This is a genomic window from Legionella sp. MW5194 (assembly GCF_016864235.1).
Taxonomy (GTDB): Bacteria; Pseudomonadota; Gammaproteobacteria; order Legionellales; family Legionellaceae; genus Legionella_C.
On sequence record NZ_CP045732.1, the window covers coordinates 1,866,362 to 1,892,090 of the forward strand.

Below are 25,729 nucleotides of genomic sequence, written 5' to 3' on the forward strand. Positions count from 1 at the left end.
CGCCCCATGGCAATCCTGAATCCATCAGCAACCGTGCGGCGGCTGTATTAAGCAACGCCAGCAAATAAAGATAATGCGTGGATTTATTTAAGGTAATCCTGTAATTGAATTCGTCTGACAATGTCTTCCACGTCCCTGTTGGCTGGCACACTACCCATTAACCAGCTGTACAGGACTGGGTCGGGTTGCTGCAGCAAGATTTCAAATTGTGCAATTTGTTCCTCATTCAGCTGGTCCAGCTGGCGGTTAAGAAATTGGTTCAAGAGGAGATCCAGCTCCAACATCCCGCGCCGGCATTGCCATGTCAGTTTTGCTTTTCTGGCTGCATCCATCATGGTTATTCAGAGTTGTAAAAGCGGTGAATGTTACACTAAACTTGCAAACTATCGCAATCATAAGGTAATTTCAGGTTATTCTATGAATCATGGCTCTTACACCGTCGCAAACCGTATTTACGAAACCCGGCATCCTCTTGAAGAGGAAGTTCGTTTTGATGCCGCTGAAAATTATGTTCTTCATCTGTCCAATTTGGCAGTCCTTGCCGTGGAAGGCGCCAAAGCGGCTGATTTTCTACAGGGCCAGCTGACCTGCGATGTGCGCCTAGTCACTCCTTCCACCATACAGCGGGGTGCCTTATGCAACCTGAAAGGACGCATCATGGCCTTGCTTGACGTGATTGATTGGCAGGGTTATCACCTCGTATTGCAAAAGGATTTGATTGATGAGACAAAAAGCAGCCTGGCCAAAGCGGCAATGCTGTCGCGCTTAAGCCTGCAAGTCAAGACTGATTGGCATGCATTTGGTTTTTTAATCAACAACAGCAGCCAGACGCTGCCCCGGCTTACCTTGCCTGACGAATCAGGTCATGCCGCCACCACTGATGATTACTGTTGCTATTCGCTCGGCAATAATCTGTTTTTAGCGCTTATCCGTCAGCAGAGAATAAGCCATTACCTTGAGGGCTTCTCCACCTCACAGCAGCGCGGTCCACTCGGCTGGCATTACTTGCAGCTTTTAAACCGTCATGTGACCATCTATCCTGAAACTCGAGGTCTGTTTCTCGCTCACCGTATTGATTTGCACAAACAAGGCTACATCAGTTTTGACAAGGGCTGCTACAAAGGACAGGAAATCATTGCCCGCACACACTATAAAGCCAAATTGAAGCATGAGCTTAAGGTGTTCACCGTCTTCAGCAACAAGCCTCCGGTGCCTGGCAGCCGTCTTTTTAATGAGGGAACCCAGCAGGAAATAGGCGAGCTGGTCGACTGTTGTCCCAAAAGCAGCGATTGCTATTTAATCGCGGTCAGCATCCAGTTTGAGCATGCTCAAGTGGTGTCACTCGAAAACCAGAGTGAAACGCTGACCTTGCTTGATGCCCTGGAAAGCCCAAAGAAGCCGTAACCCGGGCTCCGCCTTTGAAGGTTGAAACCCGGCTTATGCCTTTCGATTACAGGTGGGGCGTCTCATTGCGACGCCCAGGCAACATGCGTTGCACGACGCCATCTTTGTCAACAAAGTAATGTTTCAATGCACCGGCCACGTGCAGGACCAGCAACGCGATAATAATCCAGGCAATAACCTCATGCACTTCGGCCAGAAAATGAGCCAGCGATTCATCGTTAGGAATACCGGGCAACGTTAACGTAACCAAGCCAAACAAACGCGGCGGTCTACCGGCGGCCACTGACATCACCCAGCCCACAATGGGCATGAGAATGACAAACACATACAGGGCATATTGCACAAAGCGGGCCGCAAAGACCTGCCAGGCCGGCACGGTCGGGGGCAAAGCCGGTTTGCCGGTGCGAATGATCCAGATAATTCGTAAAATCATCAAGGCCAGAATAGTAATGCCCAATGACTTGTGCATCATGTAGGCCATGCCTTGCCATTGCTTAGGCACATCATCGAGAAAAAAACTTCCCGCCAGCATGAGAATTAAAATCAATGCCACAGTCCAGTGAAAGAATTTGGAACCGGACGAATAGGCCATTACGGATTTGCCATTATTCAATTTTCAACTCCTTGTCATCATTAACGGCTACCGAAGTAGCCGTTTCTTTAGGCTGTGACTTCCTTCTCGGACATCTGCAAGGTCGTCTGGGTTAGATCAAGCAATTCCCTGATGGCTACAAAAAACATGGTGTAGTTCAGAGACTGGCTTGAACGCAAATCAGCCAGAATATGCCGCCAGCGTTCAATCAGGGTAGTATGGTTTTCAGCCCAATGAGCGAAAGATTTCATTGAATCTTTTTTCTTCTCATCCAGGCTGATAATACCCACTGTCAATTGCCGCTGCTGCCAATCCAAATCATCCCGCAAGGCTTCACGCGATAACGATTCCCAGTTATTTTCAGTGGGATGAACAATGACCTGGGAACGGATCCAGCCTAAATCAAGGAATTCGCCGATAGCAAAGTAAGCCTGCGCCACCTGTGTGACGCTCAACTCCATCTTCTGCGCCACTTCGATGATGTCCATGGCGGAGAATAAGGCGCGAGTGATGGTCAGCTCATGAGCAAACTCCTCATCAATACCCAAATCAATGTAATGCTGATATTGCTCCTTGTATTGGGCAAGGTTTCCTTCACTGTAAATTGTCGGGATGGACTTTTTCAACTCCTCCACTCCCGGGCCGTAGAGTTTCACGGCTTTACCAATGTTCAAGCGCATACGCTGACTGCGTAAGAACCAACGGGTTACCCGACGCATTAACCGTACATACAGCATGACAATGTCAATCTGTCTGGACGCATTGACAAACGATTCCAGAGCGCTGATTTTTTTCAACACGCCATCAATGTTAAGCACCGTTCTCGCAATCATGTAGGCACGAACAATCGCTGAAACGGGCGCGCCGGTTTCATCCTGCATGCGGTAAATGAACGTAAAGCCCATCTCATTGACGATGATGTTACTTAAGCGGGTCGCGATAATTTCGCGGCGCAGAGGATGCTCCTGCATCTGGGTGCTGAAGCGCTCCTGAAGCGGTTTTGGAAAGTAGCTGACTAAAAATGTTTTCAAATAAGCGTCTTCAGGGACATTGGTCGCCAGTATCTGTTCTTTAAGAATGGTTTTACTGTAACACAATAAAACAGCGATGGATGGCGGCACAAGTCCTTTACCAAGCAGTTTACGTTCGGCAAACATCTTGTCGTCCGGCAAGAATTCGAGGGATCGGTCTATTTTTCCAGTGCGCTCCAATTCATTGATGTAGCGCATGTGCAATTCAACCGATTTTAACGCCTGAGCCGCGGTATAGCTGATGGCCCGTGGTTGGGCAAAATTGTCCCTCAATACCAGCGCGGCGACTTCATCCGTCATTTCAGCCAGCAGTTCATTGCGTTGTTTGGGAGTTAAATCGCCGGCAGCGACAATGCTGTTTAACAGAATTTTGATGTTAACTTCTTTGTCAGAACAGTTTACACCGCCTGAATTATCAATGAAGTCGGTGTAAATTAATCCCCCTTCCATGGCGTATTCCACACGAGCCAGTTGGGTTAATCCGAGGTTGCCGCCCTCGCCCACCAGCTTGCATCGCAACTGCTTGGCATTGATGCGGGTCGCGTCATTGGTGCGATCGCCAACGTCTGCGTGGGTTTCGCTTTGCGCTTTGACGAAGGTTCCAATCCCGGCACTCCACAACAAATCCACCTTGGCACGAAGGATAATGCGAATCAGTTCATTGGGTTCAATCTGAGCCTGCTTGATGCCGAAAACTTGCTTCATCTCCTTGCTGACAGGAATGGATTTTGCGCTGCGGTTAAACACACCGCCGCCTTTGGAAATTAATTTCTTGTCGTAATCGCTCCAGTTTGAACGGGGCAGATTAAACAGGCGCTCACGTTCTTTGAAACTGAGTTCAGGATCGGGATCCGGATCAATAAAAATATGAAGGTGATTAAATGCACCCAGCAATTTGATATGCCGAGACAGCAACATGCCGTTACCGAACACATCGCCGGCCATGTCGCCAATACCCACCACGGTAAAGTCATTATTGATGTCCATGCCGGACTCGTAGAAATGACGCTTGACTGATTCCCACGCACCGCGGGCCGTAATACCCATTTTTTTATGGTCATAGCCCACCGAACCGCCCGATGCAAAGGCGTCTCCGAGCCAAAAGCCATACTCTAAAGAAATGGCATTGGCAATATCAGAGAACGACGCGGTTCCCTTATCGGCAGCCACCACGAGGTAAGGATCGTCTTCGTCATAACACAGGACATTGGCAGGTTTTTCAACCACCGAACCCCTGTAGTTATCGGTGATATCGAGCAGACCGCGGATAAATTCCTGATAACAGGCAATGCCTTCCGCCTGAATGTCTTCACGGCTACCGTTTAAGGGCAGGTGTTTGGGCACGAAGCCACCTTTCGCACCGCTTGGGACGATGACCGCGTTCTTAACCTGCTGGGCTTTCATAAGGCCCAGGATTTCTGTTCTGAAATCTTCTTTTCGGTCAGACCAGCGCAGGCCCCCGCGGGCCACTTTACCGCCACGCAAATGCACACCTTCAAAGCGCGGCGAGTAAATGAAAATTTCAAACATGGGATAGGGTTTGGGTACACCCGGTATCGCCTTGCTGTTGAGTTTGATGGAAATGTTTTTCTTGGGATTCCCTTTCGCATCCACCTGATAATAATTAGTCCTCAACGTGGCAGAAATCGCATGCACGTACTGACGGATAATTTTATCTTCATCCAGGTTGCTGACATTATCCAAGGCGGTAAAAATCTGATCGATCTGACTGGTAACCTGATCTTCACGATGGTTGTTGGGCTCGGGATTAAAGCGGGTTTCAAACAACTCAACCAGTTTTTTAGCAATTGTCGCATTATTATGCAGAGCCAATTCAATGTATTCCTGACTGAACGTCAAGCCGATTTGCTTGAAGTACTTTGCGTAAGTGCGCAACACTGCCACTTGACGCCAATTGAGGCCGGCAGCCAGTACCAGCTGGTTAAAGCCATCGTTCTCGGCATGACCAAACCAGACGCTGGCAAAGGCATTCTGGAACAAGTCTTTGATGCCATCGATATCAAAACAGGCGCCGCGGGTATATTGCAGGGCAAAATCATTAATCCAGGTGATGCTGCCGTCTTCAAATTTCAACACATACGGCCGTTCACTGATAGCCCGCATGCCGAGCCGTTCAACAATGGGCAGGACATCCGACAGTGGAATGGTGGTGCTGTGCTGATAAATCTTAAGGCGGAAACTGTCGGCCACTTCATCCATGGGACGATAAAAATTCATCACCAGCGGGTTTTCTTCCGACAAGGCTTCCACATGCTTGATGTCATAGACTGCTGTACGCGGCGAAAAAGTGTCGCAATAAGAAATCGGGAATGCACCGCGGTATCGGGCAAACAGATGATTGGCCTGCTCTTCGCCGAAGGTTTCCACCAGGAAATGCTGCAATTCGTCATTCCATGAGCGCCCAACCTCAATCAGTTTCTGCTCAATTTCCTTGAAATCCCATTGCGTTTCATCCTGAGGATTGGTACGGATGATGAAATGAATGCGCGCAAGCACCGATTCTGAGAACCAGGTGGAAAAGGTGATTTCTTCCGCATTAAAGCTTTTCTCAAGGATATGCTGCATGGCCTGCCGCAATTCCGTATTGAAACGCTCCTTGGGAACATAAACCAGACAGGAAATAAAGCGTCGATACACATCCACCCGCGCAAACATACGAATACGACGGCGCTCCTGCATATAATAGATGCCCATGGCAATTTCCAGCAACTCGTCTTCGGACGCCTGAATTAAATCGTCGCGGGGCAGGGTTTCAAGAATATTCAACAATACCTTACCGGCATGGCTTCGCGGCACCAGTGTGGAATTGTTCATTACTTTAGCCACTTTATGGCGCAGGAAGGGAATGTGCTTGGGATTGGTGTTGTAAGCGGCCGACGTGTACAGGCCGATGATTCGCATCTCCCCTACGACCTGGCCTTTTTTATTAAAGCGTTTAACACCGATATAGTCCGTGTAGGCCTGGCGATGAACCGTGGCTTCGGTATTGGTTTTGAACATAACCAGGGCTCGGGATGACAGGGTGAGTTCACGTGCTTCAGGAGTCATGGCCGAAATGCTTCGGGCGGTGGATTTGCTAAGGCTTGGCCGCAACACCCCAAGTCCGGTTTCTGGCAGAGGCTGCAGAATTGTTTCATGCCCTTTTTCTATCAGCTCGTAATCGCGAATGCCGAGGAAGGTGAAATGATGGTCCTCAATCCATTGCAGGAAAGCCTTGGTTTCTTCGGCTTCCGCCGGATCAAGGACTTCCGGGGCCTCGTCGAGTTCAGTAATAGCTCGGCGTACCCGTTCACGCATCGCCGGCCAATCTTCAACCACGGCACGATTGTCTTCAAGAACGCGGTCAAAATTACGGTGCAATTCCTCAAGTATCGCGGGATCCGTTTGCCGGTCAATTTCCATGAAAATGGGTGCTTCGACAAAAATACCTTTCTTTTTATCCATTGCAGGATTGGTACTGCGCGGCAATACCTGCACCACCTGATTCTTGTCGTTGCGTTTCACGGTAAGGCCGCCCATGTGGATGACCAGATGCGCTTCAAAGCCCATGCGGTTAACGACCATTCGTAAGGAATCAACCAGGAAAGGCATGTCGGTGGTGAGCACTTCGACCACCGTGTGGGTTGTTTGCCAGCCGTGTCTTTCAAAATCGGGGTTATAGATACGTATTTTAGTCTCATTGGGTGCGCGGGTCTGGATGAGAGACCAGAAATTAATCGCTGCCCCATAAAGATCTTCAATATCCCATTCGCACAGGTCCTCCATGGCAACTGTGCTGTAAAACTGCCGCACGAACTCGGAGCACAATTGGGCTTGCTCAGGTTCCATTTTACGTTTCAGTTTATCAACAATGGCATAAATGATTAAATCTTTACCTTCTTCGAATTTGTAAGACATTCAATCACCTCAATTAGGCACAAAAAATTAGCTGCCGCGCATTATATACTGGTGTTTCGCAACTTACACGGCAATAGTGCAAATTTATTAAACTATTATTCAATAAAGACCCGGGTACCTATGGCAACCCAATCCGCTACTTCGATCATATCCTTATTGCGCATGCGAATACATCCCCGTGAGCCGGGCATACCCAGCGGCGTTGAATCGGGTGTGCCGTGGATATAAATGTAGCGTTTCAGGCTGTCAACGTCACCGCCCTGATTACGTCCCGGCTCCAAACCATCCAGCTGCAGAATCCGGGTTAAAATCCAGTCTCGCCCCGGGTAGCGCGCAGCGAGCGAGGCATCGTAAATTTCACCCGTCCATTCACGCCCGACAAACACACTGTTTTCGACAGCATCCAATCCAATGCGGGAATGAATACGATGCCATCCACGGGGCGTGCACTCACTGCCCATGCCCTCACCCAGGCCATTTTTTGCGGTGGACACCGGGTAGGTTTTCCAAAGCGCATCCTGTTCATAACACGCCATGATTTGCCTCGCGGCCGAAATGTAAATGTATTGCTTCATCAGAACATCACTTGATTGCTACGGTTTTAATATTAACAAATTCCAAAATACCTTCACGTGAAAGCTCCCGCCCATAGCCGGAGTGCTTGATTCCGCCAAACGGTAATCTCGGATCAGAGGCAACCAGGGCATTGACAAAGCAACTGCCGGCCTCAATGAGGTTTTTGGCAATGTCTTCACCGCGCACAATGTCACGGGTAAACACAGCGCCTGCCAATCCATACGGGCTTTGGTTCGCCAAACGAATGCCTTCTGCTTCATTGTTCACCTGAATGACTGCGATAACTGGACCAAATAACTCCTCCTCAAAGGCCGTCATGCCAGGTTTGACATTCACAAGCAAGGTGGGTGGATAATAAAATCCGGGGCCTGCAGGCAATACGCCGCCCTCCACCAGACGCGCGCCCTGCTTCACACTCTCAAGAACCTGTTGATGCAGCGTAGCACGCAAATCTTCACGCGCCATCGGACCCAGCGTTGTTTCAGGGTTGGCAGGCTCGCCCATGGCATAGTGCTGCAGGCGTTGCTGAATCTTGGCCACCAGGTCGTCATAAACGCAAGCCACGGCGATGATGCGTTTGGCTGCAATGCAAACCTGACCACAATTATTCAGACGGGACTTAATGATGCAATCCGCCGCCAAATCGAGGTCGGCATCATCAAGCACAAGGTAGGGATCGCTTCCGCCCAATTCGAGTACGGATTTTTTTAAATGCGACGCCGCATTGGCCGCGACTACACGGCCTGCTTTCTCACTGCCGGTAAAACTTAAGGAGGCTATTTTATCATGGGCAATGAGTGCAGCAGCGCCTTCATTATCCACAACCGCCTGTTGAAACAGATGGGGAGAGAAACCCGCCTCAATGAACAATTTTTCAATCGCAAAACCGCACCCCGTGGTCACCGGCGCATGTTTTAAAATCACGGCATTTCCTGCCATGATAGCCGGTATCGCGCAACGATAAACCTGCCAGAAAGGGAAATTCCAGGGCATGATTGCAAAGACAATGCCAAGCGGCTGGTAATACACCGTGGATTTCTGCAATTCAGTCTGTATGGTTTGCGGCTTTAAATACTCCTCTGCCTTTTCGGCATAATGCTCAGCAAGCCAGGCGCATTTTTCTATTTCCGCCTCACCCTGAGTAATGGGTTTACCCATCTCACGGGCGATTAACAGCGCGAGTTCCTTTTTTTTACGGCGAAGTAAATCGCTTAAGGCAAGCATGTGCTGGCGTCTGAATTCGAAAGAAGTTTTGCGCCAGTCAAGAAAGGCGTTATCGGCCCTGTCAATGAGGTGATTCACGTCTTTGCCTGAAAGCAGAGGGTATTTAGCGAGTTTTTCTTCGGTAGCCGGATTGATGGTCTGAATGCTCATGGCGGTGTGGGATTCTTATTAATTTAAAAGAGTTTAGACTATCTCTGCGCGAGTGCAACAGTTTAAAGCGGCGCCACCGCAGGTTGATCCCCGTAATGGATAATATTTAATTCAGTTTTTATAGTTTTATTCATAATGTGTCCATTCTAGCCAAATAATCAATTCCTGTATGACGTTCGGTGGTTGCCTAGAGGATTTGATTGTTGTTACTATTTTCAGAACGACAGGCGGATACGTACACTGCGCGTCTGCATGAATGAATTTTACTCCACATTGGGATAATTTTAATGACAAATAGAACTCTAGGCTACCACCCCGCTCATTACCTGGTTGCCTGGGCCGTCCATGCGTTTACTGCCAGCGCAGCCTGCTTTGGACTTTTAACGCTGGCCAAAATTTACCAGCATGACTATGTACAGGCTCTGTGGTTCATGGCTATAACGGTTGTTATTGACGCCCTTGATGGCACCCTGGCACGGCTGGTCAGAGTAAAAACCGTATTGCCGAATATAGATGGGGCTTTGCTGGACAATATTGTTGATTACCTCAATTACGTCATCACCCCCTGCTTTTTCCTGTTCGTTAAACCGGATATGCTGTCTGCGGATGTCAAATTGCTTATTATTGTGGCCATTACAATCGCCTCATCCTATCAATTTTGTCAATCGGATGCGAAAACACCGGATCATTTCTTCAAAGGATTTCCCTGTTATTGGAACATTGCGGTATTTTATATGTTCATTTTTAACACATCCATGTTCACCAATGCCCTGATCCTCACCCTTCTGTGCATCCTGGTTTTCGTTCCGATTAAATACGTTTACCCCTCACGGCTTGATTACCTCACTGAATCCAGAACCCTTAAAATCATGATGCACAGTTTTTCATTGATTTATGGCATCAGTTCGGCCCTGATCTTATGGAATTATCCTCAGATTAATCCCGTCTATCTGGCTGTTTCACTGGGTTATGTCATCATGTACCTGTCTTTAAGCGTGTACAGGACTTACTCCCCAATGATCATTTCCCGCATGTCTGCACATAAAGAATCATAGAATCATTCACATTTGCCTAAAGACTGATTAATATAATGCGTTTTCAATGTGAGGATTGAGGTGAGTATGTCTGTTTACCGTTGTACGTTTACTGTATTGGCAACCTGTTTATTAATGAACACTGTGTCACATGCCGAAGCATTTCCCCATGGTTGCGAAGTCAGCGGCTTTGGTTACAGTAATTACCACCTGATTGTGAATGAAACCGGCGATCAAGCCTTTTACCTCATCCAGAATCGCAGCGACAGAACCATCGAACTCCAGCGCATCGAAACACGTGAAGTGTTTATGAGCCCGCCTCTGACCGCCAAGCTTGAACCAGCCAATTGGGCTGCCTTTGCCTCCGACATTCGCGAAATGCATTTCCAATGCTTCTACACCGAAAATGAAAACACAGCCAAAGTGAATTGTCGCGATGTACTGGATGTTTGCCAATATCCCCGAGTTAAATTTGCTTTGAGTAATATGGGAAATTACTGGGTATCTACTAATAAATCACAACGACAGGTCATTAATGATGCCGCCGCAAAAGGAATTTACTTACGATGGTAAGGTACCTCTCAGTACCCACAACACATTATTCGCGCTGCTTGGGGTTCTAGGCAGCATTGTTTCGCTTCTTGGATTGATTAAAATGCCGGCGCAATTGTATTTTGTCGCTGGTTCAACGCTTTTGTTATTCACCGCTCTGCATTTCAAACTGGTTTATTTTATCGCCCTGGAATTAATATTAATTGCCGGACATGGCGCTGTCCTTCTAGGCATTGGACCTGCTCTGCAATTAGCCATTCCCATCCTGCTTTGTGTGCAATTATTGTTTTTTTACTATTTAAGTGGCCAGTTAACCAATGCATTTATTCTCATCGGAATAACCGGCATCGCGCTGTTGTCAATAGGGCTTGCTTATGAAAATCAATGGGTTTTTTTCAGCGGCGGTAGTGCAGTGGCCTGTTATGCGTTCTACAATGCATCCAGTAAAAAAGCGGCGTTAATCTGGGCGATACTGAATTCATTGTTTGCTCTGATTGCAATCCTGAAAATACTTGTTTTTTAATTCTGGAGATTTTATGGCTAAAACACCTTCTACCATGTCCCCACTGGGAACCCAGGCCCCTGTTTTTTCTTTGACTGACGTGGTAACCGGTAAAACGATTAATCTCACACAGGACAACAAGGCCAAAGCCACGGTGATTATGTTTATCTGCAATCATTGCCCTTATGTGAAACACATCAACCGGGAATTAACACGCCTGGCCAATGATTACCTGCCTAAAGACATACGATTTTATGCCATCAATTCCAATGATGTTGTCAATTATCCTGATGATTCACCCGACAACATGAAGCGCACAGCAATAACAGAACAATACCCCTTCCCTTATCTTTTTGATGAAACCCAGGAGGTTGCCAGAGCCTATCAAGCGGCCTGCACGCCCGATTTTTTTGTCTATGATAATCAGTTGTCGCTGATTTATCGTGGCCAGTTTGATGACTCCAGGCCAGGAAATACCATCCCGGTCACAGGGGATTCTATTCGTGTAGCCCTGGATTGCGTGCTGGCGAATCAACAAGTCAATGAAACACAAAAACCAAGCCTTGGGTGTAATATTAAATGGAAAGCGTAATGCCCGAATTCAAATTGTCGTTTTATGTCCCGGAAAGTCATTTGCAGGCGGTCAAGCAGGCTTTGTTTGACGCGGGGGCAGGCAAACTCGGAAATTATGATCAGACTTGTTGGCAAACCTTAGGCCAGGGTCAATTTCGACCGCTACAAGGCGCAAACCCTGCGCTGGGTGAACCATTGGAACTGAACTATGTTACCGAAGTCAAAGTGGAAATGCTGTGTGAGGAGCGTCGTTTGCGTGACGCGATTACGGCATTAAAACAAGCGCATCCCTACGAAGAACCGGCCTATGATATTGTCAGGCTTGAGCAATTGAAATAAAAAAGCCTGCTGAAGCAGGCTCTTTTACGGGAAGCATTCCTTATTTGGAAGCAACCACCTGAATTTGAAGCGTCGCAATCACATCGCTGTGAACATGAACTTCAACAGTGAAATCACCCACAGAATGGATAGGACCTTCTGGCATGACAATTTCGCGTCGGCTGACTTCAATGGAACGCGCCACCAGGGCATCCCGGATTTCATTCACACCAACAGAACCGTACAGCTTGCCTTCGTCACTGGCCATGGCAGAGATAACCAGCGTGATGTCGTTCAGCTTGGCTGCACGTTGTTCGGCAACAGCCTGAGCCTGTTGTGCTTTTTTCTCAAGTTCGGCACGACGTTGTTCAAACAATTTAACATTTTCTGCAGTAGCAAATACAGCCTTGCTTTGTGGGATCAGAAAATTTCTGCCAAAACCATTTGCAACATTCACTTTGTCGCCAAGTTTGCCTAAATTTCTAACGTTTTCTAATAAAATAACTTGCATCTCTTACCCCTTGTTCTGATTTTCGCCCGCTAAAAACAAGCGGCGCGCTCTCAAATTAAATAAACTATCGATTGATCCAAACAACACATACACCGGCAGCATAATGTACGGCACCACAACGATGGGCATCAGTAATAGCACCCAGAATGCGAGACGACGTTTTTGAGCCAGTAAACTGAGACTTAAACTAATCCCAGCCGCCATCAGATAGACAAAAAATAACGGTAAACAACTTAATAACACGGGGTTATGCTGATAGACCCCATAAAGGCATACCAATAGCAAAACGACCGCTGCACTGTTGGCACGAAACGCCATGACTTCCCTTTTGAAACCGCCAGGATAAAAGAGCATGGACTGGACGGCGCGTGCCACTAACAGCGAAAAAACCGCTGATAACAAGACACTGATGGCCTTAATGCCTAACAGATAATTTGCGAGACTGACCTGGTTTTCAGGTGGTTGATGTTCAAGCAGGCTGGCAATGACATTTCCCTGATCAAGGGCCCTGAGCATTTCCTGAACCATTTTATACTGGGCAAGAATAAACTCGGAAGCCAGGCTATGAACCAGAAGGATAACCACTGTCGCCAGACTGATGATAAAAACAGCCACTTTCTGCCAACTGGCGGTAGCACGCAGCAAGCAGGCTCCCATGTAGCAAGTCAGGTAGGTGAGGGCAATGGTCGACAGCAGATAAGGGCTTGAAGTGGTCATCTCTGCCATGCAGAGGGACACCGTCAGCCCGATAATCAAGCATTGGCAACCAGAAGCCCAGCCCTTACGCAGGGTGACCAGGGCCATGACAGACAAGGACACCCAGGCGGTAAACGGTATTACCGCCAATACGGCCGTCAAAAACCAGGCATATTTCTCATTTTGCAATAAGAAATGGCCCTGCTTTTGTAAAAGTCTGCCCGTGTGTTTCATTTTTACCGATGGCTATCGCAATATGGCAGTAATCCCAGAAAACGAGCGCGTTTAATGGCAATGGCCAATTGACGCTGAAAACGGGTTTGAGTGCCAGTTATACGGCTTGGAACAATTTTACCGGTTTCGGTAATGTAGTTCTTTAACATGTTCAGATCTTTGTAGTCGATTTCAAACGAATCTTCACCGCTGAAACGACACATTTTTTTGCGACGTGAATAAGCTGTCATAAATAAATCCCCTTAAGCTGCTCGGTTGTCTTTTTCTTTTTTCATTAACATGGATTCCGTAGTAATCGCATGTTTCTGACTGATAATTAATTCACGCAAAATCGCATCGTTGAATTTGAATGCGTTTTTTAATTCATCAAGGGCAGTTTGATTACACTCGATGTTCATCAGAATGTAATGGGCTTTATGAACGTCTTTGATGGGGTAAGCCAGCTGTCTGCGGCCCCAGTCTTCTTTGCGATGAATAGCCCCGCCCTGCTTGGTAATAATACCTTCATAGCGCTCGACCATCGCAGGAACCTGTTCACTTTGATCGGGGTGAACAAGGAATACAATTTCATAATGTCTCATGAATTTTCCTTATGGATAAAAGCCTTCTTTAATTTGAGATAAAGTAAGGCAAGGTTAAAAAAACGGTCGATTGTAACTGATTTGGAACCTTATAGCAATCGAAGGTGTGGTAACCGATCAAGCCTTGTTTGCTCATGCAGTTTAAAAATAATCTATGGACGTTAGGCCTAACCCTCTATCTCTCCTGTTCAGAGGGCATACAATCAGGCTAGCCTCCCTCTAAACGGAATTTACTTAAGGCTTAGTTAATATTCAAATGGTAGATTCTGGCCTTTAAATAAACAATTGAACTTAATTATGCCAACTCCATCGTCTCAATTAGAACAGCTTCGTCAGCAAATTTATGCACGACATGACTACCTTCGCAATCATTTTTTTTATCTTAAGGACATTGAAAATAATAAAGTTAGTGAAGAGGACGTTAAGTCCTACCTGGAAGAAATCTTTGAAATCCCGGTCGATAAAGAGATCAAACACACGATTAACCAATTAATGCTTGTTGTTAACGAAAGGCTGGCTTTTTACCATAGACTATGGGAAGCCTCGGCAAATGATAACGAAGATCAGGCCTTTTCTTTAGTCAATCTTTTAATTGAGCAGAATTTACCGTATTGCGCCCAGTTCAAAGCGATTCTTACATCAAAAAAAATTCCTACTCGCGACAAAGTCCAGGCTGCGTTTAATGACCATGATCTTCTCAAAGAATTTCAAGGCCTCATTAAACCGCATCTTCCATCCTCTTATGCCACACTGCAGCGTCTCATCAAAGTATCCACAAGGCAAAACACCTACTCCATGCAAAAATGGGAGCGCAGAGAATTTAAAAGCGTTGTGACAATAAACTGGGAACCCGCCATTAAAAGTTTAAAGGCATTTATCCAGCGCGTAAGCGGCGACTTAATGCCTGGTAAAGCGAAAGGCACGCTGCCATCAAAACAGAAACTGGACTCCATGATTGACGAACAAGTGTCTGAGATGAACGGAATTGACGGATTAGACGACACGACGAAGGTGGAATTGCCAAAAGCGTTGCGCGATTTATCAAGCATCGTCGAGCGTGTAAAAGAAAACGCCAGGCCCAATCAGGATCCGTGCACCGTCATCGAAGAGAACGTTAAATTATTCTTCGCTGTTCAACCCTCGCTTAATTTTTTACAACAGTTAATTGATTCATGGGAAAGCTCGGAAAAAGCGGCTTTGAAATCAAAAGCGGAGGTCGATGCTAGAAAGAAGGCGGAAGTTTATTATCCTAAAATCTGGATTCAGATTACTTCATCACTCACTCAACTGAACAAGCAGACCGAAGCGTTAGTTTCTCAAATCGACAAAATTGATTTTGAGATGACCACTGAAGAACACCACCTGTTGCATGAACTCACCTATGAATTAGAAACCATTCAAAGCCAGATTGACTCACTAAAGACAGAATGGCCTGAAGCGTGTCCGCAGAAAATCAGGAAGATTGATGACATCGATGAACTCGAATCAGACTCCTATCGCAAGCAAAAAACAATGGAGAAGCAATTAATCGCGCTTAAACAAAGGATCGCTGAAACCGAAAAACAGATATGGACAAATTATAATCAACGATTAGAGTCGATGATTAAGAAGAACAAAGAAGAATCTGAAGAAGTCGATAAAAAATCCCAGGCTTATTTACAGGAAAAATCTGAACGTAACAAGCAGCGACGAGCTGAGATTGAACGCAAACGGGAGGAAAAGCCACCAAGGAAGACAGTAAACCACAAAGAAAACCTGTCATTTTTTAGCCCGGAATTTCAAGTGGATTCCCACATGGAGCAGCGATTAAAAAAATTAAACCCCAAGCGCTTAGCGTTATTAGAGCGTATTCTAAACAGAGAATCACCGATTAAAGCAAAAAAGGTATATAAATTAATTGAACATTTAGATGGTGAAATAGAAGAAATTGGTAACGGCAGCTCACATAAACGAATTCGCCTCGGGAAATATTATTTTGAATTAATTAAACACGATGACGGCACACAAACGCCCTCCGCAACGATTGCCACAGGTGGATTTTTCAAACAACATGGCAAGCAGCATACTTCCAGTAATTTATGCCCGTTTAATGTGAAACTTATCGCGGAAACATTCGAGCGTGCCAATATCACCCTGGAGTCCCTCCAAAAACTTAAAAACGCAGCACCAGTCATCGAAATCTGTACATCGGTGACCTTGTAATAAGCAGTCAGGATCCAGGCCGCTCAATGAGTTGCCTGGCATCCATTGAACATTAAAATAAAATGACTTAAAACGATTGTTCATGCAAAATTCATTAACTCTCTGCATTTAAAATTTACTTGCATTCGTCAAGTGATACGGCTATGTTATCGCTGTCAACGATCTTGATTTAACAGCGTTTTTAGAATTAAATAATGAAGAACCAAGGAATAGGCATGAGTAAAAACATTGCAATAGAGCTCGCGAAAAACATTTCAACGGGTTGTGTAAAAGCGGCCATTGATTCTAAATCAATGGAACAAACGTTCTTGAAGATGCTGGATCGTGTGGAATCAGCAATCTTAATTAAAATTGCGCATCATTTCACCAAAACCGATCAGTTAACAATTGCAATCGATCCCACAAGTGATACCGTTGAACGCTTAAGCCTTGGAACGAGCAAGGACATGACGCTTTATCAAAAGGGCACTTTGTATATTGCAGGAAACCACAGTGACGATATAGAAAAAAACCGAGTTATTACGCAAGGCTTTTTCCTCCATGGCATTGTCCTGTTCATTGCTGATGTTGTATTTGATAATGATTTTTCTTCGCTAAAAGGCCTTGAGGAATGTCAATCAGAGGGCGTTGATGAGCCTGCCCAATTTCTTTCTAATGCAGTGCAACTCCTTTGGACAGGGAACGGTGATCATTGCAATCCTAAAATAATTGCATTTTATCAAAATCAATTTATACCCGCCTGTGAAGCGCGTTTGAAGCAATTGCAACACCAAAGCGCTCTCAATAAGCCCGTGTCAACCTCCGTTACCCAATTTTCTATTTTTGATTCAGAAGCAAGCAAGAAAGAGCCTGATTCCCTTAATCCTAAATCAGAGATCACCCCTTAAGCTTGACCCAAACATCCTGGCATGCCATTTAAGAGGCATGCTCTTTGTTTGATTGGTCATAGAATCTTGAAGAGCCAAATTGCATTTAGCCCATTCATAGGATATAACAACAAAAAAAGCAAAAAATTACCTATGGAAATTATTAACGTCTCGTTTGAAAAACCCTTTACCGTCATAGTCAAGGGCGAAGCGATTGAAGTGGTTGTCTTTAAAACACTCGAAGATGGCAATATTAAATTTGGCATCAAGGCACCACGCTCCGTGAACGTGCATCGTGAAGAAATTTATCAGGCCATTAAACAAAAAGAGCAATTGCTTGAAAGCGAATAGCCCCCTGACTGATGATGAGAGTTGCCTTTTCCCCTTGCTTGCACTCGCATTGTTCCTGTCATTTTCATCACTGTTGGTGAATCATTTTTTTCTCCATTTTCATGGTAACAATTATTTCCCCAATGGCAGTTTTGGCATGGGGGTAACCTTGTTATTGATGATGCTGGGTTGTCGCTTATTGTTTTCCAATGAACACGTCAGTTACCTCATCGCCCGCAAAACGGTGTTATTTTTTATTGTCATGGCGACATTGGCAACAATGACCAATGCGGCCCAATACACACCCTTTCCTCCCATCGATCATTACCTGATTGCCTTTGAAGCCCTGTTTAACATCGATATGGCTGGCATTGTCGCGTGGACAGCCCAATACCCATCCTTTAAACAACTGCTGGTCTACGCTTATGCCAGCATTGATTACCAATTGAGCTGCCTGCCGCTGATTATTATTTTTTTCCGTCAGTTTGATGTGGTTAATGAGCATTTTTTTCTGCTGCTATGCAGTTTTATTTTAGGATTCAGCGTTTATTATTTTTTTCCTACTGTGGCGCCGGCAAGCATGGTGTCAAGCCCTTATTTTTTTTCAGAGCAGCATGCCACCGGCATTAAATTCATGGAAATTCAAAACCACCGAATCCCGTCCACCCTGTATGGCGGAATGGTTGCGTTTCCATCGTTTCATGCCGTGTGGGCCTGGTTCAGTGTCTACCTGTGCCGGCGTCTGCGAGTGCTATGCCTTCTGCTCCTGCCGCTCAATCTACTGCTTATTGCATCCTGTGTGCTGCTGGGCTGGCACTACCCCGTTGACATTTTAGGCAGCGTCATTTTAGCGGGGCTTTGCCACATCGCTTACTATTTTTGCCAACGCCACCTGCTTAAGCGGTAATTTTAACGGGGACGCCGCTAGGCGAGCGCAGTTCGGTACCGACAACCTGCTGGTTCAGTGATTTTTTAAGTGCATAGCCGCTCAATTTATCCTGTAAGTAGGCATGAAGATTGACTTTTTTTTCGTCCGTTAAGGCAGGATGCACCTGCAAATACAATTGCCCATTCATTAAACCCAGCTTTAACGGTTCATTCATCACTGTGACCGGTGTGCCCACAGCAACCATGTCGAATAATTGTTCTATGTCTTCCGGCATCATGCGAATGCATCCTGCGCTGACACGAGAGCCGACGCCGTCGCGGCGATTGGTTCCGTGAATCAGGTAAGTAGCCCAGCCCAATCTTAATACATGGCGCCCCAGCGGGTTGCCATCGCCGCCAGGGAATTCATTCGGAATGGGAGTGCCATTTTTTGCTGCCTCTGCCCTGACGTTGGCTGTTGGATGCCACACGGGATCGCGCTCCTTGACAGTGACCCTGGTTTTTCCCACTGGCGTATGCCAACCCTCGCGTCCGATACCCACCGGCATGGTGACAACCACATTGTCTCCGGGCGGATAATAGTACAAGCGGTATTCCGCCAGGTTAATCACAATGCCTTCGCGGGGTCCTGGCGGCAGCAAATACTGCGAAGGAATGACCAGACGGGTGCGCAAAGGCAAGGGCCTAAGCGGATCAACCTGAGGATTGGCTCTAACCATTTCGAAATAACCAACATCATACCGAATGCCGACATCGCTTAAAGTTTCACCGGGCTCCGGGGAGTCGTATTGAATTTCACCCACCAGGTCGCCTGAGGCGGGAATCACAAAGGTCGTTGAAAAAGCAGGACTTAGGAATAATAAAAAACCAATATTAAGGAATAATCGCACCATGGTATAACCCCAATAAAGAATAATGGCAGATACTCTCTGCCATTATTAAACACATGACGCAAATGAATTACAAATCGCTGTTCGCCTTGAAACGCGAACCGTATTTGGACTCAAGTTTGGCAAACAATTCATTGAGTTTGTCATGACCAAATTGTTTCGCGTAATTCATGGGACCACCACGGAAAGGCGCAAAGCCGGTGGCAAAAATCATTCCGCCATCCAGCAGGTCGCTGTCGGCCACTACCCCCTCCCGCAGACAGGATGCGGATTCGTTGACCATGCGCAGAATCAGACGATTCGCAATGTCTTTGCCCGACTTGTCGGACTTCACCTTGGGCTTAATCGGCTTACCGTTTTTGTAGCGGTAGAAACCTTCACCGGTCTTACGCCCGAGTTTGCCCTCTTTTACCATGTCACGAAGGCGTTGCGGTACCGTCCCACCAAAATGGCCAGTCAGGTTTTCAGCCACGGCGAGACACACGTCCATTCCTACGGTGTCTGCCAATTCAACCGGTCCCATAAACATGCCAAACTCTTCGGCCGCATTATCAATCACCGCGCCGCTGTACCCTTCTTCAATCAATTGCACACATTCCATAAGATAGGGCATTAATACGCGGTTAATCAGGAAACCGGGGCTGGATTTGACCGGTAAAGGCAGGCGACCAATTTGCCCCACAAAGGCACAGGCGTCCTGCACCACTGTTTTGGAGCTTTTGGTACTGCTGACCACTTCCACCAGCTCCATTTTAGCCACGGGATTGAAGAAGTGAATGCCAATCAAACGCTCGGGGTGCTTCATCACCTGGCTGATTTCATCGAGAGGAATACTGGAAGTATTGGTCGCAATGATGGCCGTCTTCTTTGCCTGTACTTCCACCCGTTTGAAAATGGACTGCTTCACCTCCAGGTTCTCAAACACCGCTTCAATAATCACATCAGCCCCGGCAATGCCATGGCCATCCGGATCAGGAATCAAACGATCCAGAGCCGCCTGAATCAGGCGTGGTTGCTTGAGTTTTTTCTTATACAGGGTGTGCGCCCGACCAATGGCAGGAGCAATCTGTTGATAGGATTTATCCTGCAATGTCACTTTTAAACCACGCAGGGCACACCACGCAGCAATGTCGCCGCCCATAACGCCCGCGCCAATGACATGGACTTGCTGGGCTTTAAAATCGGAATCTTTGGCAAACGACTTCATGCGCTCGCGTAATGAAAACACACGGATAAGGTTTTTTGCCGTGTCACTTTTGCTTACCAGTTGTTCTACTGAATCCACTTCTTTTAAGTAAGCGCGCTCACCGTGACCGCCCTCTTTTTCCCATAAATCAATGATCGCATAGGGTGCGGGGTAATGCTGCTTTTTTACTTTTTTGGCTAATTGATAACGCATTAAAGGAGACAACAGCATGCGCACCCATGCCCAATTGGACAAGGTCTGGAAAAATCGAGGCTTGTGTTTGGCTGGTTTGTTTTTAATGTAGTAAATTGCGGCACGCTTTAATTGCCGCACTGGAACCACTTCATCCACCATGCCCAGTTTTTTTGCCTTCTGTGCCGCCAGCGGCGCACCGGTCAAAATTACTTTGGAAATGGCATCAAAACCTCCGATGAGGCGTGGCAACCGCACAGTCCCCCCCCAACCGGGATGGATACCCAACATCACTTCCGGCAACCCCAGGCGTGTGTCCTTGTCATCCGTCACAATACGGTAATCACAGGCCAAGGCCAGTTCCATGCCGCCACCCATGCAGAAGCCATCAATCATGGCCACAGTAGGAATCGCCAAGGCTTCAAGACGGGCAAAAACAGATTGCCCTTTTCTTAAAAAGTCCACGGCTTCTTCAGCGGTATTGAATTTGGAAAACGCATTGACATCGGCGCCCGCAATAAATCCTTTGGGTTTGCTGGAATAAATCACGACACCCGCCGCATTGCTGTCTTTGGCAATTTCCTGCAGCAAGCTGTTTAATTCATTTAATACTTCATCGTTTATGGTATTAGCCGAGGTATCGCTGCGGTTGATAGCCAGCCAGATAATGTTGTCGGCATCTTTCGCCATGTCCCAATGTTTGTAGTTATTCATTATTCGCTCACCTCAGTCACACGTTCGAGATACATTGCCCCACCCTGGCCGCCGCCGATACAAATTGCTGCCATACCGCGGGTTCCTTTTGTCTGTTCAAGAGACTTTAAAACATGCAATACAATACGAGCCCCGCTCGCACCGATAGGATGCCCGGCCGCAATAGCACCGCCATCTTTATTTAATTGATCCAGCGAAGGAGCGCCCAAGGCATGCTGCAGGCCGAGTTGGGTTTTGCAATAGTCATCATCATTCCAGGCAGCGAGACAGCCCAGAACCTGCGCAGCAAAGGCTTCGTTAATTTCCCAGCAATCAAGCTCCGCCGGTTTGAGTTTTTGCCGTTGCAGAATCGGTGTCGCGGCATGGACAGGCCCTAACCCCATTTGCGAGGGATCGAGAGCCGCCCATTGAGAATCGACAATGCGCCCCATCACGGGCAGTTTGTATTTTTTCACAGCATCCGCGCTGGCCAGTAACAATAAACAAGCCCCATCCGTAATCTGGGAACTGTTACCGGCGGTGACCATGCCGAATTTTTTGTCAAAAAAAGGTTTGAGTTTAGCCAGCTTTTCAACGGTTGAATCCGTACGCATGCCATCATCCTGAGGGTACACTTTGCCTTTTTTATCAATGATGGGCATGACTTCAGTCATTCGGCCGTCTTCATAGGCCTTAGCCAGCCGCAAATGACTGTGTACAGCAAACTCATCCATTTGTTCACGGGTGATACCAAAACGGTAAGCCACTTTTTCCGCGGTCTGTCCCATATTCAAACCCACGATGGGGTCGGTAAGGCCCCTGAGCAGGGCAATAACAGGAGCCAGAAAAGACGGGCGAAACTGCGTCATCAGACCAAGACGTTGCCCTGTGCTTTTTGCAGAAAACCAGCGGCCTAACCAGGACGCCATTTTCTCATTAAATAATAACGGTGCATGACTCATGGCATCGGTACCACCGGCCAGAACCAGTTCACTGCGGCCGGAAGCAATTTGCATGGCGGCATTGTCCAATGCCTGCATACCGGATGCACAATTACGCATGACGGTAAACGCAGGAACTTTATCGCCACAGCCTAAACGCAAGGCCACAACGCGGGCAATATTGGCTTCATCAGGGCCAGGCATGGCCGAACCGATAATAACCTCATCCAGTTCAGTCGGGGAGAATGGCTGGCGATTCAGCAAGGGAATCCCCGCCGCTACCGCTAAATCCGAACCGGTAAAAGGCCCAACATCCTTTGCTTTTAAGAAAGGAGTTCGATTGCCATCAACAACATAGACCGCCCTGCCCTGCAAATTTGATCGTTGCTCCATCACGCCTCCTGATACATGTCATGCTGATTTAGTCAGCCATTTTTTTAATTGTAAAAGATAGCAGTAATCCTAACCATTTGGAAATTTTGTGAAAAATTATTTTTATTTAAAATCAGTGTTGACGATAAGCAAATACCTGCTATACTGCCGCTTCATTGGACGGAGAGATGGCCGAGTGGTCGAAGGCGCTCCCCTGCTAAGGGAGTATGGGAGAAATCCCATCGAGGGTTCGAATCCCTCTCTCTCCGCCAGACAGAACGACGCGCCCGTAGCTCAGTTGGATAGAGTATCTGGCTACGAACCAGGGGGTCGGAGGTTCGAATCCTTCCGGGCGCGCCAATTCTCGCTGTAAAATCAATAAGTTACAAATATCTTGGGAAGGTGAAAAAATCGAGTGTAGGGAATTTGTCACGTAAATTCTCCTAACCTTCCTAAGTTATGCCCTCATCAATCCAATTGAATTAATCCTGCTCGCTGCATTCTTTAAATGATCACTTGAAAGATGCGCATAACGTAACACCATCTCAAAACTGGACCATCCACCTAACAACTGAAGCTCTTGCAGGCTTGTTCCATTTTGAACATGCCAACTCGCCCATGTATGCCTTAAATCATGCCAACGAAAGTTTCAATGCCGGCTCGTTTAAGAGCATTTCGCCATGCTTTAGTATTGCATTGTTGAATAGGTTGACCATTATAGGTAAAGACATATTTTGGATGACTCCCTATTCTACTCTCCAATACAGCAATTGCATTATCATTCAAAGGAACAGAAATCGCTTTTTTAGTTTTTGCCTCATCTGGATGTACCCAAGCATGTCGTTTGTGCAAATCCACATCCAGCCATTGCAATCCGGTGACATTAGCTGCTCTTAATCCAGTCGCCAAGCTAAATGCAGCCATATCACGTAAATGCGGAGGTAACTCGTTTAACAAGCGTGATGCTTGTGGAACAGTTATCGCTTGAAATATTTAAGTAACGACTAATTAAGACGCAATTATCCAACTTTTTTGACAAAGGTTTAATCACACAGTCACCTTATCAATTTCGTGCAACCCCTTTTGCCCATTCTTGGATGTGACGGTGTTACCATTTTTTCATAGCCGTCTTAAAAAGATGGGTTTTTGGGACGATATTTTTTTATTACTCAACCCTATCATTTGAATGCGGCGGTGTGGAGATTACAAGAAACTTGATAGCAGTACTTCCTCGATTTTCAATTTTATGCTCATTCATTGGTTTTACTGTGATATTCTCTCCTTGTCTTAAAACGACTATCTGTCCATCTACTTGTAAATGCACAATAGATAAAACAGCTGAGTAGACGTTGTATCCATATGAAGCTGCTCTTTAGTATTCTGACCCATTCTTTCTCTTAAACAGATGCAACAGGATAGACTGAAAATGCAGGAAGAAGTAGTCGCCTGCACGTCTAAAATTGCCTTATTTCGTTTTATTTTCGAAGAAAAAAGCCCTACCTTAACCGCGATCTAAAATCATTTAATGGATTCATTCAGCTGATGCAGGAGCTTGGCTCTCGTTGTTTCACAAGGGTTAAGCGCCTACTCCTATTCCCAAAGGAATATCAATCAACTTGGCTGTTCCTGTCAATGGTGTTTATGGATTGACGGTGGTTATCTTGATTCCCCTGAGTCATGCAAGGGTGCAAAACAGCGCCTGAGTGACGGTTATCGGGTTTTGTTCGCTTTTTCAATGTAGCCAGCCCCAGATACTGCAGAGTCAGAATATAAAACCATCCGAGATCCCATTCATTTGATTTGACGGAAAATTTGCAGCTGGAAGAGTCTCCATGGTGGTTATTGTGCAACTCTTCACCCACTATGAACAGACCAAAGCGGGTCAGGTTATGGGAATTATCCTGGGTGTCAAAATTACGGTAACCGTAATAATGACCAAGGCCGTTAATCACACTGGCTTGCAGGATAATTTGCAGAATCATTTGCAGAAACCACAACGGAATTCCCCAGATGCCTATGAAGACGATATAGAGCAACAGCAACAATAAGGGACCTGCCATGGAAAATTTTCCATAGAGGTGTTTTTCCAAAAAGTCATCATTCCGGATAACACCCAACTGTTTGACAATGTCCTGATTCTTGGCGCTATTATAAATTTCAATTCCAGATGTAAACAATACTTTAATGCTGATGTTGACTGGGCTGTGAGGATCCTTTTTGCCATCCGGATCCTGATGATGCAAGCGATGGATGGCTACCCATTCCTTGCGATTGGTTCCTGTTGCCAACCACAGCCAAAATCGAAAAAAATGGGTGATTACAGGATGAAATTTCAAGGCCCGATGGGTTTCTGCGCGATGCAGGTAAATGGAAATCGTAAGCAAGGATAAGTGCACGGTAAAAAATAGAAAAATAAAGAAGGCCCAGATATTAAAACCAATTAGTCCTTGAGATAATGGCGGTAAAATCAAACAAAGCAACCAATAGAAAAATACAAAAAGCAGAACACCAAGAACGAAGGGGAAATAGCTGGAATAATGGCTCTTCAACCAATTGACCAGGTCGTTAATCAACATAAGATTTTTAAATTTTTCGAAATCTATTTCAGTGTCGATACCAATATTAAGTTGATGCCTGTCAATGTCACCCAGAAGGGGCGGAACCTGTTTACCGCCCAGTTTATCCCAAACCGTTAAAACGGTGGCGAAATTCTTATTACAATGCTCTTTTGTGTGATGTTGCAGATGGTACCTGGGTGTAACGATGAATTTACATAAAATTCTTTCAAATTGATCATTAATTTTAATATTGCTGTGGGAAAAGAAAGCAATTATCGTATGAGAAAATTAATGATCGCAAAAGCGAGAAGGCAAGGGCCAAAAATAATCACACAAATCGAGCGGGTAATTAGGAGGCTTAAAAAATCAAGCGGATGCAAACGAAATGTAGTTGTGATATTGGGTGATTTGTCACTGTGATGGATCTGGTGAAAATACCAGAATAAATTAACTGAATGGCCCAGACGATGATGAGTATAGTAAATGAGATCCGATATGATAAACCAGACGATAAATACCAGCCAGAATGGGGCACCGTAATAGTTAAGTAGTCCTATGTTATTGATTTCACAATAATAAGCAAGAAAATAATTGCTTATGGGGTAAGCAGAAAAAATATTAATCAATCCGATAGACCAATTTAGAAGCCGCCGACGTCGAAAGCCGGCTTTGCCCAGCTGGTGTAATGGTAGTGTTCAAATAACTGTGTCATCTC

25 protein-coding genes, 2 tRNA genes and 2 pseudogenes are annotated in these 25,729 nt (G+C 46.2%); 12 read left to right on the forward strand and 17 right to left on the reverse strand.

Annotation, left to right across the window (positions count from 1 at the left end; genetic code table 11):
• Positions 1 to 83 precede the first annotated feature (83 nt).
• Entirely contained in the window at positions 84 to 335 is a 252-nt protein-coding gene (locus tag GH742_RS08755) for a succinate dehydrogenase assembly factor 2 (RefSeq protein ID WP_203454501.1), read from the reverse strand.
• Positions 336 to 417: 82 nt separating this feature from the next.
• Here GH742_RS08755 and GH742_RS08760 point away from each other — a divergent pair, with 82 nt between their 5' ends.
• Positions 418 to 1,404, forward strand: coding sequence for a folate-binding protein YgfZ (locus GH742_RS08760; protein ID WP_203454503.1), 987 nt, complete (start codon positions 418 to 420; stop codon positions 1,402 to 1,404).
• Between the two features lie 46 nt (positions 1,405 to 1,450).
• Here GH742_RS08760 and GH742_RS08765 read toward each other — a convergent pair whose 3' ends face one another.
• The 4 genes from GH742_RS08765 to GH742_RS08780 all read right to left on the reverse strand — a co-directional run bounded on the left by GH742_RS08765 (position 1,451) and on the right by GH742_RS08780 (position 8,895).
• Positions 1,451 to 2,017 carry a cytochrome b gene (locus GH742_RS08765; protein ID WP_239005191.1) on the reverse strand — a complete coding sequence of 189 codons (567 nt, stop codon included), beginning with the start codon at positions 2,015 to 2,017 and terminating at the stop codon, positions 1,451 to 1,453.
• Between the two features lie 47 nt (positions 2,018 to 2,064).
• The gene (locus tag GH742_RS08770) at positions 2,065 to 6,945 is read right to left on the reverse strand and encodes an NAD-glutamate dehydrogenase (protein WP_203454505.1); all 4,881 of its coding nucleotides are present in this window, start codon (positions 6,943 to 6,945) and stop codon (positions 2,065 to 2,067) included.
• A 95-nt stretch (positions 6,946 to 7,040) separates the two neighbouring features.
• Positions 7,041 to 7,520 carry a L,D-transpeptidase gene (locus GH742_RS08775; protein ID WP_203454506.1) on the reverse strand — a complete coding sequence of 160 codons (480 nt, stop codon included), beginning with the start codon at positions 7,518 to 7,520 and terminating at the stop codon, positions 7,041 to 7,043.
• Between the two features lie 7 nt (positions 7,521 to 7,527).
• Positions 7,528 to 8,895: an NAD-dependent succinate-semialdehyde dehydrogenase gene (locus tag GH742_RS08780; RefSeq protein WP_203454508.1), complete on the reverse strand. Its 1,368-nt coding sequence runs from the start codon at positions 8,893 to 8,895 to the stop codon at positions 7,528 to 7,530.
• Between the two features lie 287 nt (positions 8,896 to 9,182).
• Between GH742_RS08780 and pcsA the strand changes: the two genes are divergently transcribed.
• The 5 genes from pcsA to GH742_RS08805 all read left to right on the forward strand — a co-directional run bounded on the left by pcsA (position 9,183) and on the right by GH742_RS08805 (position 11,895).
• Positions 9,183 to 9,950: a phosphatidylcholine synthase gene (gene pcsA, locus GH742_RS08785; protein WP_203454510.1), complete on the forward strand. Its 768-nt coding sequence runs from the start codon at positions 9,183 to 9,185 to the stop codon at positions 9,948 to 9,950.
• Between the two features lie 66 nt (positions 9,951 to 10,016).
• On the forward strand, positions 10,017 to 10,502 hold the full coding sequence (locus GH742_RS08790) for an enhanced entry protein EnhB (RefSeq protein ID WP_203454512.1): 486 nt from the start codon (positions 10,017 to 10,019) through the stop codon (positions 10,500 to 10,502).
• Positions 10,465 to 11,004, forward strand: coding sequence for a hypothetical protein (locus GH742_RS08795; RefSeq protein WP_239005192.1), 540 nt, complete (start codon positions 10,465 to 10,467; stop codon positions 11,002 to 11,004). Before GH742_RS08790 ends, GH742_RS08795 begins: the two co-directional genes overlap by 38 nt.
• 13 nt (positions 11,005 to 11,017) lie before the next feature.
• The gene (locus GH742_RS08800) at positions 11,018 to 11,575 is read left to right on the forward strand and encodes a thioredoxin family protein (RefSeq protein WP_203454514.1); all 558 of its coding nucleotides are present in this window, start codon (positions 11,018 to 11,020) and stop codon (positions 11,573 to 11,575) included.
• Positions 11,575 to 11,895, forward strand: coding sequence for an NGG1p interacting factor NIF3 (locus GH742_RS08805; RefSeq protein WP_203454516.1), 321 nt, complete (start codon positions 11,575 to 11,577; stop codon positions 11,893 to 11,895). The genes GH742_RS08800 and GH742_RS08805 overlap by 1 nt, the downstream gene beginning before the upstream one ends.
• A gap of 40 nt (positions 11,896 to 11,935) precedes the next feature.
• On the opposite strand, the gene rplI is transcribed toward GH742_RS08805, so the two are convergent.
• Genes rplI through rpsF form a run of 4 tightly spaced genes read right to left on the reverse strand, consistent with a single transcriptional unit; the run spans position 11,936 to position 13,896 of the window.
• Entirely contained in the window at positions 11,936 to 12,385 is a 450-nt protein-coding gene (gene rplI / locus GH742_RS08810; RefSeq protein ID WP_203454518.1) for a 50S ribosomal protein L9, read from the reverse strand.
• 3 nt (positions 12,386 to 12,388) lie between these two features.
• Positions 12,389 to 13,315 (reverse strand): hypothetical protein, encoded by a 927-nt coding sequence (locus GH742_RS08815; protein WP_203454520.1) that lies wholly within the window; start codon positions 13,313 to 13,315, stop codon positions 12,389 to 12,391.
• Positions 13,316 to 13,317: 2 nt separating this feature from the next.
• On the reverse strand, positions 13,318 to 13,545 hold the full coding sequence (gene rpsR / locus GH742_RS08820) for a 30S ribosomal protein S18 (RefSeq protein WP_058526896.1): 228 nt from the start codon (positions 13,543 to 13,545) through the stop codon (positions 13,318 to 13,320).
• A 12-nt stretch (positions 13,546 to 13,557) separates the two neighbouring features.
• A complete protein-coding gene (rpsF, locus tag GH742_RS08825; protein ID WP_203454521.1) occupies positions 13,558 to 13,896 on the reverse strand; it encodes a 30S ribosomal protein S6 in 339 nt (112 codons plus the stop codon).
• Between the two features lie 297 nt (positions 13,897 to 14,193).
• Here rpsF and GH742_RS08830 point away from each other — a divergent pair, with 297 nt between their 5' ends.
• From GH742_RS08830 to GH742_RS08845, 4 genes are all read left to right on the forward strand, one after another.
• Positions 14,194 to 16,098: a hypothetical protein gene (locus tag GH742_RS08830; RefSeq protein WP_203454522.1), complete on the forward strand. Its 1,905-nt coding sequence runs from the start codon at positions 14,194 to 14,196 to the stop codon at positions 16,096 to 16,098.
• 215 nt (positions 16,099 to 16,313) lie between these two features.
• Complete coding sequence (locus tag GH742_RS08835; protein WP_108293916.1) at positions 16,314 to 16,985, forward strand: hypothetical protein; 672 nt, start codon at positions 16,314 to 16,316, stop codon at positions 16,983 to 16,985.
• A 132-nt stretch (positions 16,986 to 17,117) separates the two neighbouring features.
• Positions 17,118 to 17,315, forward strand: coding sequence for a carbon storage regulator (locus GH742_RS08840; RefSeq protein WP_203454523.1), 198 nt, complete (start codon positions 17,118 to 17,120; stop codon positions 17,313 to 17,315).
• Entirely contained in the window at positions 17,302 to 18,201 is a 900-nt protein-coding gene (locus GH742_RS08845; RefSeq protein ID WP_203454524.1) for a phosphatase PAP2 family protein, read from the forward strand. The genes GH742_RS08840 and GH742_RS08845 overlap by 14 nt, the downstream gene beginning before the upstream one ends.
• Here the strand turns inward: GH742_RS08845 and GH742_RS08850 are convergent.
• The 3 genes from GH742_RS08850 to GH742_RS08860 form a co-directional block, all read right to left on the reverse strand.
• A complete protein-coding gene (locus tag GH742_RS08850) occupies positions 18,191 to 19,075 on the reverse strand; it encodes a L,D-transpeptidase family protein (protein ID WP_203454527.1) in 885 nt (294 codons plus the stop codon). The two genes, GH742_RS08845 and GH742_RS08850, sit on opposite strands and share 11 nt — an antisense overlap.
• A gap of 67 nt (positions 19,076 to 19,142) precedes the next feature.
• On the reverse strand, positions 19,143 to 21,164 hold the full coding sequence (locus tag GH742_RS08855) for a 3-hydroxyacyl-CoA dehydrogenase NAD-binding domain-containing protein (protein ID WP_203454529.1): 2,022 nt from the start codon (positions 21,162 to 21,164) through the stop codon (positions 19,143 to 19,145).
• Positions 21,164 to 22,477: an acetyl-CoA C-acetyltransferase gene (locus GH742_RS08860; RefSeq protein WP_203454530.1), complete on the reverse strand. Its 1,314-nt coding sequence runs from the start codon at positions 22,475 to 22,477 to the stop codon at positions 21,164 to 21,166. The genes GH742_RS08855 and GH742_RS08860 overlap by 1 nt, the downstream gene beginning before the upstream one ends.
• A gap of 161 nt (positions 22,478 to 22,638) precedes the next feature.
• On the opposite strand from GH742_RS08860, the gene GH742_RS08865 reads away from it, so the two are divergent.
• A tRNA-Ser gene (locus tag GH742_RS08865) sits at positions 22,639 to 22,728 on the forward strand.
• An 11-nt stretch (positions 22,729 to 22,739) separates the two neighbouring features.
• Positions 22,740 to 22,816: transfer RNA gene (locus tag GH742_RS08870), tRNA-Arg, on the forward strand.
• Between the two features lie 97 nt (positions 22,817 to 22,913).
• Here GH742_RS08870 and GH742_RS15855 read toward each other — a convergent pair.
• The 5 genes and pseudogenes from GH742_RS15855 to GH742_RS15870 form a co-directional block, all read right to left on the reverse strand.
• A pseudogene (locus tag GH742_RS15855) lies at positions 22,914 to 23,425 on the reverse strand (site-specific integrase); the annotation flags it as partial.
• Positions 23,426 to 23,621: 196 nt separating this feature from the next.
• Positions 23,622 to 23,780 (reverse strand): cupin domain-containing protein, encoded by a 159-nt coding sequence (locus GH742_RS15860; protein WP_203454531.1) that lies wholly within the window; start codon positions 23,778 to 23,780, stop codon positions 23,622 to 23,624.
• 283 nt (positions 23,781 to 24,063) lie between these two features.
• Complete coding sequence (locus GH742_RS08885; protein WP_203454532.1) at positions 24,064 to 25,032, reverse strand: acyl-CoA desaturase; 969 nt, start codon at positions 25,030 to 25,032, stop codon at positions 24,064 to 24,066.
• A gap of 153 nt (positions 25,033 to 25,185) precedes the next feature.
• A pseudogene (locus tag GH742_RS15865) lies at positions 25,186 to 25,290 on the reverse strand (sterol desaturase family protein); the annotation flags it as partial.
• Positions 25,287 to 25,640, reverse strand: coding sequence for a sterol desaturase family protein (locus GH742_RS15870; protein WP_203454533.1), 354 nt, complete (start codon positions 25,638 to 25,640; stop codon positions 25,287 to 25,289). The pseudogene GH742_RS15865 and the gene GH742_RS15870, both read right to left, overlap by 4 nt.
• Positions 25,641 to 25,729: the final 89 nt, after the last annotated feature.

Bases quoted from the DNA above. Each gene is read 5' to 3' on its own strand.
- GH742_RS08780 (WP_203454508.1), bottom strand. From the start codon at position 8,895: ATGAGCATTCAGACCATCAATCCGGCTACCGAAGAAAAACTCGCTAAA.
- GH742_RS08885 (WP_203454532.1), bottom strand. From the start codon at position 25,032: ATGTTGATTAACGACCTGGTCAATTGGTTGAAGAGCCATTATTCCAGC.
- GH742_RS08755 (WP_203454501.1), bottom strand. From the start codon at position 335: ATGATGGATGCAGCCAGAAAAGCAAAACTGACATGGCAATGCCGGCGC.
- GH742_RS08860 (WP_203454530.1), bottom strand. From the start codon at position 22,477: ATGGAGCAACGATCAAATTTGCAGGGCAGGGCGGTCTATGTTGTTGAT.
- GH742_RS08805 (WP_203454516.1), top strand. From the start codon at position 11,575: ATGCCCGAATTCAAATTGTCGTTTTATGTCCCGGAAAGTCATTTGCAG.
- GH742_RS08760 (WP_203454503.1), top strand. From the start codon at position 418: ATGAATCATGGCTCTTACACCGTCGCAAACCGTATTTACGAAACCCGG.
- GH742_RS08790 (WP_203454512.1), top strand. From the start codon at position 10,017: ATGTCTGTTTACCGTTGTACGTTTACTGTATTGGCAACCTGTTTATTA.
- rpsF (WP_203454521.1), bottom strand. From the start codon at position 13,896: ATGAGACATTATGAAATTGTATTCCTTGTTCACCCCGATCAAAGTGAA.
- GH742_RS08855 (WP_203454529.1), bottom strand. From the start codon at position 21,164: ATGAATAACTACAAACATTGGGACATGGCGAAAGATGCCGACAACATT.
- GH742_RS08850 (WP_203454527.1), bottom strand. From the start codon at position 19,075: ATGGTGCGATTATTCCTTAATATTGGTTTTTTATTATTCCTAAGTCCT.
- GH742_RS08795 (WP_239005192.1), top strand. From the start codon at position 10,465: ATGATGCCGCCGCAAAAGGAATTTACTTACGATGGTAAGGTACCTCTC.
- GH742_RS08840 (WP_203454523.1), top strand. From the start codon at position 17,118: ATGGAAATTATTAACGTCTCGTTTGAAAAACCCTTTACCGTCATAGTC.
- rplI (WP_203454518.1), bottom strand. From the start codon at position 12,385: ATGCAAGTTATTTTATTAGAAAACGTTAGAAATTTAGGCAAACTTGGC.
- GH742_RS08770 (WP_203454505.1), bottom strand. From the start codon at position 6,945: ATGTCTTACAAATTCGAAGAAGGTAAAGATTTAATCATTTATGCCATT.
- GH742_RS08815 (WP_203454520.1), bottom strand. From the start codon at position 13,315: ATGAAACACACGGGCAGACTTTTACAAAAGCAGGGCCATTTCTTATTG.
- GH742_RS08835 (WP_108293916.1), top strand. From the start codon at position 16,314: ATGAGTAAAAACATTGCAATAGAGCTCGCGAAAAACATTTCAACGGGT.
- GH742_RS08800 (WP_203454514.1), top strand. From the start codon at position 11,018: ATGGCTAAAACACCTTCTACCATGTCCCCACTGGGAACCCAGGCCCCT.
- GH742_RS08775 (WP_203454506.1), bottom strand. From the start codon at position 7,520: ATGAAGCAATACATTTACATTTCGGCCGCGAGGCAAATCATGGCGTGT.
- GH742_RS08830 (WP_203454522.1), top strand. From the start codon at position 14,194: ATGCCAACTCCATCGTCTCAATTAGAACAGCTTCGTCAGCAAATTTAT.
- pcsA (WP_203454510.1), top strand. From the start codon at position 9,183: ATGACAAATAGAACTCTAGGCTACCACCCCGCTCATTACCTGGTTGCC.
- rpsR (WP_058526896.1), bottom strand. From the start codon at position 13,545: ATGACAGCTTATTCACGTCGCAAAAAAATGTGTCGTTTCAGCGGTGAA.